We start from the raw sequence: 14,210 nt of genomic DNA, 5'->3' as shown, positions 1-14,210 counted from the left end.
TCGGTTCTGTCCCAACCGGGTGGCGATCACTCGACTCGGTGCGCAGCGCGGTGGGATGGAAGAGAGCTGAGCCTTCATGACCATCGCGCCCGCTCCTGCACCGGCGATCCGTTCGAGCGATCGGGGGCCGGTCCGAGTCCTGACCATCGCCAACGAGCCGAAGCGGAATGCGTTCAGCGGCGACATGGCTTCCCGGTTGCACCGTCTCCTGATGGAGGCCGACGCTGACCCGGCGGTGCGGTGCATCGTGATCACGGGGGACGGGACGACGTCCTTCTCCTCGGGCCACGACCTGCAGGAAGTGCTGGACAATCCGGAGACCGCGGGCGATGCGCGGGCGAACGCGGCCTTCACGACGCCGCCACTGTTGGGCACGCCGGTGATCGGAGCGGTCAACGGCAACGCGTATGCCGCAGGGTTCATCCTGGCTCTGAACTGCGACCTCCGAGTCGCCGGAGCCAACGCGCGGTTCTGCGCCGTGGGTGCGAGGATCGGCCTCGTTCCGGTCGGTGGGCAACTCAGTCGCCTCCTGGGTGTGGTCACTTACCCAGTGGCATTCAAGCTGCTGGCGACCGCGCAACCGATCGATGCACAGGAGGCGCTCGCCTGCCAGTTCGTGACCACTGTCCACGAACCTGAGGACACGGTCGACGAAGCGATAGGTCTGGGGCAGAAGATCGCTGAGGCGTCGCCCGCGGTGGTTCGCGCCATCAAGGCCGGCCTCCGCACCACGATGAGTCACGGGCTCGATGCCGGGCTGGGCCTGGAGCCTCGGCTCGCCGCCGTCATCCGGGAGCTCCCCGACGGCAACGAAGGGGTCGCGTCCTTCCTGGAGAGGCGGGAGCCGGTCTACCCGGACCCTCCGGCCGACCTGCAGGCTCGACTCGACAAGGCCGTCGCCTCGCACCTGACCGAGCTCGGTGAAGCGGCGAACCATGCCCGCCGGTGATGCCGGCGTCTGCGACCGCCATGGGGTGGGTCGCCCGCGCCGCCGGCGTTTCGCTCTCAGCGAGCTGTCACCGGGATGTCGATGGAGCTGATCCTCCTCCCGTCGCGAACCTCGACTACTCGTCCCGCAGTCGCGGTGGCCCTGGTCGCGACCAGCACTCTGTTGTCGATGAGCGCCTGGTTCTCGGCAACCTTCGTCGTGCCGCAGCTCAAGGTCGACTGGCACCTCGGACCGGGCGGCACATCCGCCCTCACCATTGCCGTCCAACTCGGTTTCGTGATGGGCGCTCTCCTGTCGGCCGCATCGGGGATTGCGGATGTGGTGACGAGCCGACGGCTGATGGTCGTCGGCAGCGTCGGTGCCGCCGCGTGCAACGCTGGACTCCTGCTGTGTGACGGGTTGTTGTCGGCATTGCCCCTCCGTGTGGCCACGGGTCTGTTCCTGGCAGCCGTCTACCCGCCGGCTCTGAAGGAAGTCTCCACCTGGTTTCTCCGGGGCAGGGGCAAGGCCCTCGGAGTCATGATCGGAGCGCTGACGCTCGGATCAGCTCTCCCGCACCTGGTCAGCGCCGTCGGCGGGGTCGACTGGCGAATCGTGATCGTGACCACCAGCATGTTGTCGGCCCTCGGTGGCCTCGTGGTCCTCGGGGTCCGAGGGGAAGGCCCCTATCCGTTTCCGAGCCGGCGGTTCAGCTTCGCCGCTGGTTTTCGATCACTTCGCAACCGCGACGTGGCCCTGGCGAATGTGGGCTACATCGGCCACATGTGGGAGCTGTACGCGATGTGGGCGGGCGTCGGGGCGTTCATCGTCGCTCTCCCTCCGATCGCCCGTCGTTCCGACGCGGACAGCTTCGGTGCCCTCTTGGCGTTCCTCTGCATCGGCACGGGGGCTGCCGGGTGCCTCGTTGGAGGTGTCCTGGGAGACCGCTGGGGTAGGCCGCGGGCTGCCCTCATCAGCCTTCTGTGCTCTGGTGGCACGGCCCTCGTCCTCGCCGGTACCTACACCGCGTTACCAGGGGGTGCGGTCATCGCACTGTGCGCCTTCTGGGGATTCTGGGTCATCGCGGACTCGGCCCAATTCTCCGCCATGGTCACGGAGCACGCGGATCCCGACTACGTGGGCGGAGCGCTCTCACTCCAGCTGGCCCTCGGATTCGTCACGACCATGCTCACGCTGTGGGTAGTGCCGCAGCTCGTCGAGCGCTTCTCCTGGCATGTCGCGCTCGCCGTGCTCGCGGTAGGACCGGTGGTGGGAGTGAGCGCCATGGTGGCCGCCGACCGGCGCCATCGGGCAATGGTCCGGACCGACTGAGCTTGGGGGGCTCCGAGCGCGAACCTAAGTGGTTGGGAACTTCCCAAGATCGATCGCGAGAAGTCCTCGGCTTTCCCGACGACTGGTGCCCGTGACCAAAGCAACACTCGCACAGTTCACGCATTTCTCATGCTCCACCCATGGAGCCGAAGGAGAGGTCACACAGTGGTTTCGGACGACGAGCGGACTCCAGTGAGCACCCCCGGTGTCTTGGCAGTCGAGATCGGGACACTGCCTCCGATCGGGGTGGTGCCGGAGAAGATGCACGCCCAGGTCGTCCGCCAGGACCGGTACGGCGACCCGAGCGCCGCGTTCGTTCCTGAGACCGTTTCCACCCCTCGGATCGGCCCAGGCGAAGTCCTCGTCGCGGTCATGGCCGCCGGTGTGAACTACAACAACGTCTGGGCTGCGCGCGGCTACCCCGTCGACCAGATCGCCACCCGACAGAAGAGTGGCGAGCCCGAGGACTTCCACATCGGAGGTTCCGATGCCTCCGGCATCGTCTATGCCGTCGGTGATGGCGTGACCGACTGGCAGCCGGGCGACCACGTGGTCGTCCATCCCGGCGTGTGGGACGAGGCCGACCCGTGGATCACTGCAGGCAAGGACCAGATGGTCGCGCCGAGCGCGCGGATCTGGGGCTACGACACCAACTACGGAGCGTTCGGGCAGTTCACCCGTGCCCAGGCCCACCAGCTCATGCCGAAAGCGGAACACCTTTCCTGGGCCGAGGCGGCAGCGCCGACGCTGGTGGGCACGACGGCCTATCGCATGCTGCACGGCTGGGCGGGCAACACCCTTCAGGACGGTGACCTGGTTCTGGTGTGGGGCGGTTCCGGCGGGCTCGGAACCCAGGCCAGCCAGCTGGTCGCTGCCGCGGGTGGCAGAGCGATCGCCGTCGTCTCCGGTGACGACCGCGGCGAGTACGCCATGAAGTACGGCGCCATCGGCTACCTCGACCGGCGCAAGTACGACCACTGGGGCATCCCGCCGCTCGTCGACGACAACGAGGGTCAGAAGGCGTGGTCCGCGGGCGCTCGCGCCTTTGGCAAGGATCTCTGGACGATCGCCGGCGGGCGTGAGGAGCCGGCGATCGTTTTCGAGCATCCCGGCGCCGCGACTGTTCCCACCTCGATCTTCCTGTGCCAGCCCGGGGGCATGGTGGTGATCTGCGCAGGGACCACGGGCTTCGACGCCATGGTCGACCTGCGCTACCACTGGACCCGCCAGAAGCGTCTCCAGGGCTCCCACGGAACCAACGACGCACAGGCCTACGCCTACAACGACCTCGTCCGTGCCGGGAAGCTCGACCCCGTTGTCGGCCGAGTCCTGCCCTTCGCCGAGATTCCGCGTTCGCACGCGGAGATGGGACGGGGCGAGGAGGTCTTCGGAAACACCGTCCACCTTGTAGGCGCCGCCGATCCCACGACCGGCCGCAGCTGACCCGCAGCGCTCGGGCGCCCAACCCCATTAGGCTCCACAAGCAAGAGGAGACGAATCACCATGCGTTCCATCTTCGAGGCTGCCGTCGAGGCCAGTCCAGAAAGCTCCCGACCCCCTCGGGCCCGGCGTCGGGTCGCCTCCCTCGCAGGCTTGGCCGTGCTGTTGCTCGCGGCCGCCTGCGGCAACTCCAGCTCCGGGTCGTCCACCGGTGACACCGGGTCGTCCTCAACCGTGGTGGCCCAGGCGAAGGCCGCGGTGGCGAAGAACCGCCAGGGCACCGACGGTGCTCTGCCCACGAGCGCGCCGAAGCCCAAGCCGGGCATGAACGTCTGGGTCATCTCTTGCCTCCAGGCGGGGGAAGGCTGCTCGACCCCTGCCGCCGGCGCGAAGGAGGCCGGAGAGGACATCGGCTGGAAGATGACCGTGTTCGACGGAAAGGGCCGGCCGGACCTGTATGCCACCGGAATCCGCTCCGCGATCGCCGACAAGGCCGACGGGATCATCCTTGACGTGATCGACTGTGTCGCTGCCAAGAGCGCCCTTGAGGAGGCACACCAGGCGGGCGTGAAGATCTACGCCTTCTACGCCTTCGACTGCGATGACCCACTGGCCGGCGGTGGCAAGCCTCTGTTCGATGCACAGCTCAACTTCGGTAGCCAGCCGTGGGCACAGTACGTCGAGGACGTCCACGCCCGCAGTGCCGCTGACTACGTGATTGCCAAGACCAACGGCCAAGCGAAGATCATCGAGTTCACCGAGAAGGACATCCTTGTGGCGCAGCACCTCAACAAGGGTTTCGAAAAGCGCATCAGGGACTGCTCGGGCTGCACCATCGTGAAGAAGGTGCCCTTCACCCTCGACGACTTCGTCACGGGCAAGCTCGAGGGGAAGGCGGAGGCGGCGCTGACCCAGAACCCGCAGGCGAACGTCGTGTACTCGCCCTACGATGCGGCGCTGACCTTGGGTATCTCCCAGGCGGTCGTCGCCTCGGGTCGGAACGACGACGTCCTGGTGACTGGCAACGAGGGCTTGAGCCCCAACGTCGGGTCCGTGCGGGACAACAAGGGTCAGGACCTGATCCTTGGCCTGTCGGCGCGCTGGGTGGGTTGGGCTGCGGTCGACGGCATGAACCGGTTGCTCCAAGGGCAGCCCCAGGTCGACGAAGGCATCGGGCACCAGACTCTCGATCGCGAAGGTCCCTTGCCGAAGAGCACGACGTACTACGACGGCAACATCGACGCCGACGGCAACGCCAAGCAGGACTACGAGGCCAACTTCAACAAGATCTGGAGCGGGTCTTGACCCACGCCGAGGGTGGTGCGCAGGACGTCGTCCTGCGCACCACCGGCCTCAGTAAGACGTTCGCCGGGACCACCGTCCTGCGGAACGCCAACCTCGAGGTGCGGCGGGGCGAGGTCCACGCCCTCCTGGGCGGAAACGGTTCTGGGAAGTCGACCTTGATCAAGCTCCTTGCCGGGGTCTACCGCGCCGACGCCGGAGGCCGGATCGAGGTCCAGGGAGTCTGCGCAGATGCGGACGAGTGGTCACCATCGATGGCTCGGTCCGGCGGACTGCACTTCGTCCACCAGGACCCAGCGGTGTTCGGCGCCCTCACCGTCGCCGAGAACCTGGCGATCGGCCGAGGATTCGTCTGCACGGCGACCGGCCGCGTCAACTGGCCGGCGACCCGGCGGCGAACTGCCCAGATCCTAGAACGGTTCTCGCTGGACGTGTCGCCAGACACCCTGGTGGCCGAGCTGCGCCCGGCCGACCGCACCATGCTGGCCATCGCGAGGGCCCTCCAGGACCAGGAAGGGGCCCATGACGGCGTACTGGTGCTGGACGAGCCGACCGCGTCACTCCCGGCCTGGGAGGTCGAGATCCTGCTCGCGGCCCTTCGGAAGTACGCAGCCGCTGGCCAGACGATCGTGTACGTCAGTCACCGGCTGTCCGAGGTCCTCGAGCTCGCGGACCGCGTGACCGTCCTTCGGGACGGTGCGCAGGTCGCCACCCGTGAGACGCGCAACCTGACGGAGGAACAGCTCGTCGAGCTCATCGTCGGGCGCGGGCTGGATCGGGTGTTCCCCGAGCGGAGCGAGCGGGTGAGCAACGATGTCGTGCTCTCGGTGCGGGGGCTCATCGCGGGACCGCTGCGCGGCATTGACCTGGACCTGCACCGCGGAGAGATCCTCGGCGTAGCGGGGTTGCTCGGCTCCGGTCGCAGTGCGCTGCTCCGAGCACTCTTCGGAGACCTTCTGATGACCGCCGGCCAGATCCAGCTGGCCGGCCAGGCCTACCGACCGTCCCGGCCTGCCAGGGCGATGAAGGCGGGGATCGCGATGGTGCCTGAGGATCGGGGCACCGAGGCGTTGTTCGGCTCGCTCTCAGTGCGCGAGAACCTCTCCGCCTCGGTCGTCGCGCGCTACTGGGCACGCGCACGTCTCCAGCACCGGCGAGAGCACCTGGATGCCCGGAGCTTGGTTGAGGCCTACGACGTGCGGCCGGCCAGCGACCAGTCGATAGCGGGGACCCTGTCAGGCGGCAACCAGCAGAAGATCGTGATGGCCCGCTGGTTGCGACGTGACCCGCTTGTCCTCCTGCTCGATGAGCCCACGCAGGGCGTCGACGTCCAGGCCCGCGCCGACATCTACGAGCACGTCCGGCGCGCGGTCGCGGCCGGCACCGCAGTCCTGCTGGTCACCTCCGACTTCGAGGAGCTCGCCCACGTGGCCGATCGAGCCGTGGTCGTGCGCGAGGGACGCGTCGCTGCCGAGGTCAGCGGCGCCGAGCTGGACCCCCACCGGTTGACCGAGCTCTCGTATCTGTTCAAGGAGACCACCGCATGACCACGACGACAAACCGGAGGCCAACCAGCGGTGAGGCTGCCGCAGTGCCGCCGCGTGGGCGGCCCGAACTTCTCGGGTTCCTCGAGAAGTACGCGCTGGCTGTGCTGTTCGTGCTGTTGTGCCTCTACTTCTCGATGTCCGGTGCGACCGCCGGCACCTTTCCGACGATGGCGAACCTCCGCAACGTCCTGGGCAGCGAGTCGGTCATCGCTGTCGCCGCACTCGCCTCGATCGTGCCACTCACGTGCGGTCAGTTCGACTTGTCCGTGGGCGCCGTGATCGGTCTCGCTTCCATCGTCACCGGGAGCGCAGCCGCTACCCACCACCTCCCGGTGATTGTTGCGGTGTTCCTCGGGATCCTTTCCGGCGCCGTGATCGGCACGTTCAACGGCTGGCTGGTCGCCCACCGCGGGGTCAACGCGCTCATCGCAACCCTCGGCACGTCCACGCTGGTGGCCGGACTGGTGAGCTTGTACACGAAGAACCAGATCCTCAGCGTGGGCATCCCGGACAGCCTGATCAACCTGGGCTCCGGGCAGACGCTCGGCGTTCCTCGCACGCTCTATGCACTGGTCCTCGTCGCGGCCCTCGTCTACTACCTGCTGCGCCACACGCCGTACGGCCGCTATCTGGCCTCCGTCGGCGCCAGTCCTACCTCGGCACGTCTGGTCGGGTTGAACGTCTCGCGAATGATCCTCTCCAGCTTCGTGCTTTCCGGCGCACTGTCCGGCGTCGCGGGCGTCCTCCTCCTGGCGCGAGCCGGGACAGCCAACCCCCAGGTCGGGCCTGGGTTCACGCTCGCTGCCTTGTCTGCGGCGTTCCTCGGTGCGACCGCAATCCGCCCGGGGACCTTCAACGTGATGGGTACTCTGCTCGGCGTGCTGTTCGTCGCGGTCAGCGTCAACGGACTCGTCCTCGCGGGCGCTGCTGACTGGGTCGAGCCGACCTTCAATGGTGCGGCCCTTCTCGTCGCCGTCACCTTGTCCACCGCGATCGCTCGCCGCCGGGCCGGCCGTACCTGAGGGAGGTCGCATGGCACCGGCCGAAGCTGTTCGCGGGCTGCTCGCCGTTGACGCCGACTTCGGTACCGCCGGGTACGCCGAGGTCTCGACTGCCGTCCGTCTGCTGGGCGACCGCTGGTCGCTGCTCATCGTTCGAGAGCTGGCCGTCGAAAACACCCGCTTCACCGAGATCCATCGCGCCCTTCCCGGCCTTTCCAGGAGCTTGCTCGTGACCCGACTGCGTTACCTCGAACGCTTGGGCATCATCGAGCGCAGAAGCACCGCCGCCCTTGATCGTCGTAGCAAGCAACGGTATGCACTGACCGACGTAGGACGAGGTCTGACTCCGGCGCTGCAGGCGCTCGGCGACTGGGCTCTGACCTGGCAGATTCCGATCCGTCTCCAGGACCCCACAACGTAGCAAACAGGTCCACGGGCTCGGACCGCCGCGACGCGATTGGACCACGGGTCAAGCCCGGTCCGCAGAAGGTGAAACGCGCGCACGGGCGTTGCCGAAACCGAGAAGAGCGTGTCGTGGACTTTGGGTTTTGCCTATTGGCACACCGGGCGCTGCGGATGAGTAATGGTCGTCCGCCAACGAAGACGATTCGGAGGGCCCATGCCCATCAAGCGGCCTGATGCTGCGACGATCGCCGAGATCGCCGCAGGCTGGCACCTCGAGCTGTCGGAGGCGAGCGTCGAGCAGTACCTCGAAGCCACCCAGGCTCTCCTGGACTCCTGCGATGTCGTCGAATCGCTCTACGCCGAGATGGCTCCGGTGGCGCCGGAGCGGCGATGGACGAGGCCGGACGAAGCCGACAACCCCTTGGGTGCCTGGTACGTCAAGACGGAGATCCAGGAGACGACCGAAGGGCCGCTCGCCGGAATGCGTCTCGCCATCAAGGACAACACCAGCGTGGGCGGTGTTCCCATGATGAACGGGTCGAGGATGCTCGAGGGCTTCATCCCGAGCGAGGACGCCACGGTCGTGTCACGACTGCTCGCGGCCGGCGCCATTGTCGCCGGAAAGGCCGTCTGCGAGGACCTTTGCATGTCGGCAGGTTCGCACACGAGCAAGCCCGGGCCGGTACACAGCCCGTGGGACCCGGACCGCTCCGCTGGCGGCTCATCGAGCGGCAGCAGCGTGCTTGTCGCCACAGGAGCGGTCGATGCCGCGATCTCCGGTGACCAGGGCGGTTCGATCCGCATCCCCGCAGCCTGGAACGGACTCGTCGGCCACAAGCCCACGTGGGGGCTCGTCCCCTACACAGGGGCTGTTCCCATCGAGCAGTCCTTGGACCACCTGGGCCCCACGACGCGCACGGTGATGGATGCCGCGCGGATTCTGAACGTGATCGCCGGACCGGACGGCATGGACCCTCGCCAGCCTCTGGATCTGGACAGCGTGGACTACGTCGCCCAGCTCGATCGTTCGAGCGATGGCCTACGTCTCGGGGTGGTCTCGGAGGGATTCGGGCACGACAACTCGGAAGCGGTCGTCGATGAGACCGTGTGGGCCGCTGTCGATCGCCTGCGTTCAGCGGGCGCCTTCGTCGAGAACGTGTCCATCCCGTGGCATCGCTACGCACCCGCAGTCTTCAGCGTCATCGCCTCCGAGGGAGCGCTGAGACAGCTCGTCGAAGGCAACACCCACGGGTCGAGCTGGAAGGGGCGCTACGACCCCGAACTCATCGAGTTCTACGGATCGAAGTGGCGTGAGGACCCCGATCAGTTCCCCGAATCGGTGAAGCTCACCATGCTCGGCGCCGGTTACACGCGGAGGCTTGGTCATGGCAGGCACTACGCAATCGCTCGGAACCTCGAGCTGTCCCTGACCGCTGCGTACGACGCTGCGCTGACCGAGTACGACGTGCTCATCATGCCGACCTCGCCGATCCGACCGACAGTGCTTCCCGAGAAGGACGCCTCCATTGCCGACACGCTTGCCAGGGGCACCGAGATGCTCGCGAACACGGCGCCGTTCGACGTGACCGGGCACCCGGCGTGTTCTGTCCCTGTTGACGTCGCTGACGGACTGCCGACCGGAATGATGATCATCGGCAGGAAGTTCGATGACGCCACGGTCCTGCGGGTGGCGCATGCGTACGAAGCCCTGGTCGGCGGGTTTCCCACACCCACCTTCGCAAGGAGCAGCGCATGAACGGAGTCTTCGATCTCGGCGGCACCGACGGACTCGGGAGGATAGGCCCGACCCCGGCGGAGCCGCCCTTCCATCATGATTGGGAGAAGGCAGCGTTCACGATGCAGCTGGGCTGTTTCCGCGGTGGTTGGTTCAGCATCGACTCGTTCCGGCACGGCATCGAGCTGATGGATCCGGTGGTCTACCTCAGCTCGCCGTACTACGAGCACTGGCTCCACTCGTTCGAGCATCACGGGATCACGAAAGGCCACCTCGATCGGGCCGAGCTCGACCGTCGGACGCAGTACTACCTCGACAACCCGGATGCACCCCTTCCAGCGCACGAGCCCGATCCGGAGCTGCTCGAGTTCGTCAGCGCCGTGGTGTCGGCGGGCGCTCCCGCGGATCGTCCGACCGACAAGCCCATCCGGTTCCAGGTCGGTGACCTGGTTCGGGTTCGCAGTGTCGCACCGTTCGGGCACACGCGGATGGCTCGATACGTCCGTGGCAAGGTCGCCACCGTTGTCGCCCATCGAGGGTCGTTCGTCTTTCCCGATGCCTCCGGCAACGAGCGGGGCGAGGATCCGCAGCACTTGTACACGATCCAGTTCGACGCAGCCGAGCTGTGGGGCGAGGAGCACGCCGACGTGAACACGTCCACGACCTTCGACGCGTGGGACCCCTACATCGAGCCCGTCAGCGAGCACGGAGGAGTGACCGCATGAACGACGTCAACCGGACCCAGCAAGAGATTGCCGCGCGGGTCAAGGCGCTGGAATCCATGATGATCGAGCAGGGTCTCGTGACCACCGAGATGGTCGACCACTACGTCGAGATCTACGAGAACCAGGTCGGCCCCCAGCTCGGCGCCATAGCGGTAGCCAGAGCCTGGACCGATCCGGGCTTCAAGGCGCGGCTCCTGGAGAACGCCACCGAGGCCTGCAAGGAGCTCGGCATCGGAGGAATGCAGGGCGAGCACATGGTGGTTCTGGAAGACACCGACGACGTGCACCACGCGATCGTCTGCACCCTGTGTTCGTGCTACCCGTGGCCCGTGCTGGGGACCCCACCCAACTGGTACAAGGAACCCCAGTACCGATCCCGCATGGTCCGAGAGCCGCGGAAGGTCCTCGCGGAGGAGTTCGGATTCTCGATCCCGGACACCACCGAGATCAGGGTCTGGGACTCGAGCTCGGAGATCCGCTACTGGGTGCTGCCCCAGCGTCCGCCGGGAACCGAGGGCTGGACCGAGGAGCAGCTCGCCGACCTCGTCACGCGCGACTCGATGATCGGTGTCGGCCCGGCGAGGGCAGCCTCGTGACAACTTCGCCGACGCGCCCCCAGCCCGACCCGGAGCAACGCCGTCACATTGAAGAGCTGGTCAGCGTCCTGCCCGGTCGGAGTGACCACCAGAAATTCGACGAGCCGTGGGAAGTGCGAGCGTTCGCTATCGTTGTCGCGGCGCACACGAGCGGGCAGTACCCGTGGTCCGACTTCCAGCAGGCGCTCATTGATTCGATCAAGGGCTGGGAAGAGTCGGCAGGTGCCACGGGTGATCCCTCGTGGTCCTACTACGAGCACTGGGTCAACGCGCTCGAGGCGGTGCTCGATAGGCGAGGAGCCGTCGATCCTGCTGCGGTCGAGCTCCGGACCCGCGAAGTGCTTGCCGCCCCACCGAGTCGCAACCACCACGACCCCCACTACGAACCGGTGGCCGTTCACGCGGCGGTCCGGTCCTGACCGAGGAGAAGAAATGAGCGCCCATTCAGGCCACCTTCCGTTGACTCAGCCCGCTTCGACCCGAGTGCCCGCCTGGGGGTGGACGCTCGCTGCTGCGGCCCTCTTTGCTGTCTTCCTGATCCTGCAAGAGAACGGCACGTTCCTCTCGGCAGACCAGGCGCAGTGGTTGCACGAGTTCACCCACGACGGCCGGCACGCCTTAGCCGTGCCCTGCCACTGATGGTCGTGCAGGAACTGACCTGGGCTCGCCGGCTCAAGCTCGGCGCCGCGGCAGGCGCGGCTGGAGGTGCTATGTCGTCAGTGCTTCTTTGGCTGCTGGTCGAACCAGCCATCCGACGAGCGATCCTCGTCGAGGAAGCCGTCGAACGTGCCCACGGTGCCGAAGGCACAGGCCACGAACATGGCGAGATCGTCACCCGCGTGCAACAGCAGATCGGCGGGACGATCGCCGTGATCGTCGTCGGAGTTCTGCTCGGCCTGGTGTTCTGCGTGATCTACGCCCGCGTTTCGCACCGGCTGCCCGGGTCAGCCGACCTGGCGAAGTCTCTGAACCTAGGGGCCCTGGCCTTCATCGTGCACGGGATCGTGCCTGGCATCGCGGTACCGGCAAATCCACCGGGCGTCGGCAACCCGGAGACCGTGCATCAACGCACACTCACCTACCTCGCCGTCCTCTTGCTCGGCTGCGCCTTCGTGCGCGGCGTGTTTGCACTCGGCAAGACGATGGCGGACAAGAACATCCCACGAGAACTCAGCTTTGTCGCGACGATCGGCACCGTCATCGCCGGAACAGTGATCCTTCTCGCCCTCCCGCACCTCGACCAGAAGATCGCATCCCCGATGCCGGCGAACCTCGTCTGGGATTTCCGCACCGGATCGCTCGCCGAGCTCGCGGGCATGTGGGCGGCAATCGGGACAATGCACGGCTTCCTGATCCACCGCGCGAGGACGACCCTGCCTCCAGGTCCGCGAAGTCTGGCGTCTACCGCGGCAGTCGGGACCTGACCCAGTCTGGGCACCCCGGCGCCGGGACGTTGTCGTAAACGAGAAGATCCGCGCCGAACTTTTCGGTCTGTCTGTCGAGCCCCCGTCCTGACGAGCGCAGGATCGCCAGTGCGATGTGGCGGCAGTCACGCCTCACCCTGAGTGCACGTACCCACCGAAGGATGTCCCGATGACAGACCGTGTCGAAAACAGTCTCGGCGCCCCCGACCTGCCAGCCGATCCTGTGGGCCGCCTGGCAAGCGGAAAGTTGAACATCTCCTCGATCGTGTTCTTCGTGGTCGCCGCTGCAGCGCCCCTCACGATCGTCCTTAGTGGTGGCCCGTTCTCGATGCACGTCGGCGGTCTGGGTGCACCGGGAGCGATGCTCTTCACCGGCATCGTTCTCTTCCTCTTCGCCTGTGGGTTCACGGCGATGTCCAAGTACGTACGCGACGCCGGTGCTTTCTACGCCTACGCCTCTCGCGGACTCGGTAGCGTCTTGGGCGGAGGCACGGCCCTGATGACCATGGCTGCCTACGGGGTCTGCGTCGTCGGCTTCACCGGCTACGTCGGCTTCTTCGCAGCCGGAACGGCCAACGACGTCCTCCACCTCGACCTCCCGTGGCAGGTGTGGTCGCTGTTGTGCGCGGCGATCGTCGGGGTGATCGGCTACTGCCAGGTCGACATCGGCGCCAAGGTGCTTGCCGTGCTCCTGTCGCTCGAGATCGGGGTCGTGCTGATCCTCATCGTTTTCGTCCTGATCAAGGGCGGACCCGAAGCGCCTTCGGCGGCGCCGTTCGCGCTGCACAACGTGTTCTTCGTGCCCGGATCGGGAACACTCTTCCTGCTTGCGTTTGGCGCTTACATCGGCTTCGAAGGGACGGCGATCTACGCCGAAGAGGCCAAGGCACCGGAGCGCACGATCCCCTACGCGACGTACATCGCGATCGGATTCCTTGCGACCTTCTACGCCTTCAGCTATTGGGTCGTCATCTACGGCTACGGCATGGAGGGCGCAGCAGCCGCTGCGAGCAGCGACAACTTCCTGAACATGGTGTTCGGCCTTGCGGACAAATACGTCGGAGGTGGCCTGGTGACTGCGATGCAGGTCCTCATCGTCACCTCGATGCTTGCGTGCACCATCGCGTTCCACAACGCCTGCACCCGCTACCTCTTCTCGCTGGGCCGCAACGGAGTCCTTCCCCAAGCCCTGGCGCGGACTCACCCTCGGATGTACTCGCCGCACTTCGCCAGCATGGTCGTCAGCACCGTCACTGTGATCGGGCTGGTCGCCGCGATCATCTTCAAGCTCGATCCCTATCTCCAGCTCGGGACCTGGTTCTACGCGTCAGGCGTACTCGGTGTGGTCGCAGCACAGGCCGTGTGTGCGCTCGCCGTGGTCGCGTTTTTCTTCCGGGACCGCCGTGGACACAGTGCGTTGCGGGTCATCGTCGCCCCGCTTCTGGGATTCCTGGGTCTGACAGGTGCCTTGATCCTGATGGTGGGCAACTTCAGCATCATCAGCGGTTACACGGCCGCGCTCCCGAACACGATCATGGTGGGCGCGATGCCGGCAGCGTTCATCGTCGGCATGTTGCTGATCTGGAACCAGTCACGTCGGGCCACGGACGGCCATGCCGTGCGGGTCGGACGCGACGTCCGTCATGACCAGCTGCAGACGTTCGACGGGGCGGAGCCGGCCCCCCTCGATTGAGCGCGACCCGGCGTACCTTCGGCAGGAGTCGCGATGAGCACGTCGTTGTTCGTAGATCCCCAGAGCCAGATTTGGAGTGCTG

The 14,210-nt window shown here is 66.5% G+C and carries 14 protein-coding genes; all 14 read left to right on the top strand.

Going from position 1 to position 14,210, the window contains the following annotated elements; translation table 11 throughout:
* Positions 1–76 precede the first annotated feature (76 nt).
* The 14 genes from EFL26_RS21365 to EFL26_RS21300 all read left to right on the top strand — a co-directional run bounded on the left by EFL26_RS21365 (position 77) and on the right by EFL26_RS21300 (position 14,128).
* Positions 77–949 (top strand): enoyl-CoA hydratase/isomerase family protein, encoded by an 873-nt coding sequence (locus EFL26_RS21365; RefSeq protein ID WP_123224943.1) that lies wholly within the window; start codon positions 77–79, stop codon positions 947–949.
* 75 nt (positions 950–1,024) lie between these two features.
* Complete coding sequence (locus EFL26_RS21360) at positions 1,025–2,260, top strand: MFS transporter (protein ID WP_342773543.1); 1,236 nt, start codon at positions 1,025–1,027, stop codon at positions 2,258–2,260.
* 210 nt (positions 2,261–2,470) lie between these two features.
* Entirely contained in the window at positions 2,471–3,703 is a 1,233-nt protein-coding gene (ccrA, locus tag EFL26_RS21355) for a crotonyl-CoA carboxylase/reductase (protein ID WP_221177095.1), read from the top strand.
* 156 nt (positions 3,704–3,859) lie between these two features.
* A complete protein-coding gene (locus EFL26_RS21350; RefSeq protein WP_183408308.1) occupies positions 3,860–5,005 on the top strand; it encodes a sugar ABC transporter substrate-binding protein in 1,146 nt (381 codons plus the stop codon).
* Entirely contained in the window at positions 5,002–6,549 is a 1,548-nt protein-coding gene (locus EFL26_RS21345) for a sugar ABC transporter ATP-binding protein (protein WP_221177094.1), read from the top strand. Before EFL26_RS21350 ends, EFL26_RS21345 begins: the two co-directional genes overlap by 4 nt.
* Complete coding sequence (locus EFL26_RS21340; RefSeq protein ID WP_123224940.1) at positions 6,546–7,571, top strand: ABC transporter permease; 1,026 nt, start codon at positions 6,546–6,548, stop codon at positions 7,569–7,571. The genes EFL26_RS21345 and EFL26_RS21340 overlap by 4 nt, the downstream gene beginning before the upstream one ends.
* 10 nt (positions 7,572–7,581) lie before the next feature.
* Entirely contained in the window at positions 7,582–7,971 is a 390-nt protein-coding gene (locus EFL26_RS21335; RefSeq protein ID WP_123224939.1) for a winged helix-turn-helix transcriptional regulator, read from the top strand.
* Between the two features lie 198 nt (positions 7,972–8,169).
* Positions 8,170–9,711 (top strand): amidase, encoded by a 1,542-nt coding sequence (locus tag EFL26_RS21330; RefSeq protein ID WP_123224938.1) that lies wholly within the window; start codon positions 8,170–8,172, stop codon positions 9,709–9,711.
* Positions 9,708–10,415: a nitrile hydratase subunit beta gene (nthB, locus tag EFL26_RS21325; RefSeq protein ID WP_123224937.1), complete on the top strand. Its 708-nt coding sequence runs from the start codon at positions 9,708–9,710 to the stop codon at positions 10,413–10,415. The genes EFL26_RS21330 and nthB overlap by 4 nt, the downstream gene beginning before the upstream one ends.
* Positions 10,412–11,011 carry a nitrile hydratase subunit alpha gene (gene nthA / locus EFL26_RS21320; protein ID WP_123224936.1) on the top strand — a complete coding sequence of 200 codons (600 nt, stop codon included), beginning with the start codon at positions 10,412–10,414 and terminating at the stop codon, positions 11,009–11,011. Before nthB ends, nthA begins: the two co-directional genes overlap by 4 nt.
* Positions 11,008–11,430: a nitrile hydratase accessory protein gene (locus EFL26_RS21315; RefSeq protein WP_123224935.1), complete on the top strand. Its 423-nt coding sequence runs from the start codon at positions 11,008–11,010 to the stop codon at positions 11,428–11,430. Before nthA ends, EFL26_RS21315 begins: the two co-directional genes overlap by 4 nt.
* A 13-nt stretch (positions 11,431–11,443) precedes the next feature.
* Positions 11,444–11,650 (top strand): CbtB domain-containing protein, encoded by a 207-nt coding sequence (locus EFL26_RS21310; protein WP_123224934.1) that lies wholly within the window; start codon positions 11,444–11,446, stop codon positions 11,648–11,650.
* Complete coding sequence (locus EFL26_RS21305) at positions 11,650–12,435, top strand: CbtA family protein (RefSeq protein ID WP_123224933.1); 786 nt, start codon at positions 11,650–11,652, stop codon at positions 12,433–12,435. The genes EFL26_RS21310 and EFL26_RS21305 overlap by 1 nt, the downstream gene beginning before the upstream one ends.
* Before the next feature lie 115 nt (positions 12,436–12,550).
* Positions 12,551–14,128: an APC family permease gene (locus EFL26_RS21300; RefSeq protein ID WP_221177093.1), complete on the top strand. Its 1,578-nt coding sequence runs from the start codon at positions 12,551–12,553 to the stop codon at positions 14,126–14,128.
* Positions 14,129–14,210 lie beyond the last annotated feature (82 nt).

Source organism: Nocardioides pocheonensis, assembly GCF_003725535.1.
Taxonomy (GTDB): domain Bacteria; phylum Actinomycetota; class Actinomycetes; order Propionibacteriales; family Nocardioidaceae; genus Marmoricola; species Marmoricola pocheonensis.
This window is presented reverse-complemented; position numbering and strand designations above follow the sequence as displayed.